This window comes from Chryseobacterium sp. SIMBA_038, from assembly GCF_046535115.1.
In the GTDB taxonomy this organism is placed as follows: Bacteria; Bacteroidota; Bacteroidia; order Flavobacteriales; family Weeksellaceae; genus Chryseobacterium.
On the sequence record NZ_JAWRXH010000024.1, the window covers coordinates 1 to 471 of the forward strand.

The following is a 471-nucleotide window of genomic DNA, read 5'->3' on the forward strand; positions in this document are numbered from 1 at the left end:
CCAGGTAGTACTGGAGAAGGATTAATTGTTCCGGGATTATATGCTATTAGAAACTCTGCCGGACAGGTATTTCCTACACAGGAATATAGTGCTACGTTTACATTGCCAAGAGCATATGGACAGATATCTTTAGGATACCAAGATACTTATTTCTTGGAAGGTACGGGAAGCGTTGATAAATCATCTAACTTACCGAGCGGTAATAATGTTTATTTCTATCCATCCATTTCAGGATCTGTAGTGTTGTCTAATCTAATCAAGCAAGATTGGCTTTCTTTCCTAAAAGTGAGAGGAAACTGGGCGCAGGTTGGTAAAACAATAGATAATTACAGATTAGCAGATACTTATAATATCCGAAGTCTTTATGGCAATCTTCCAATTGTAGATCCAAACAGCTTTAAAAATAATCCAAATCTAAAACCAGAAAGATCTACAGAGGTTGAAGTAGGTTTGGAAGCGAAGTTCTTAAAT

1 protein-coding gene is annotated in these 471 nt (G+C 36.7%); it reads left to right on the top strand.

The genetic code is table 11. The features are described 5' to 3' along the window. A partial coding sequence (locus SB689_RS22545; protein WP_410694313.1) for a TonB-dependent receptor domain-containing protein occupies window positions 1-471 on the top strand: 471 nt, incomplete at both ends.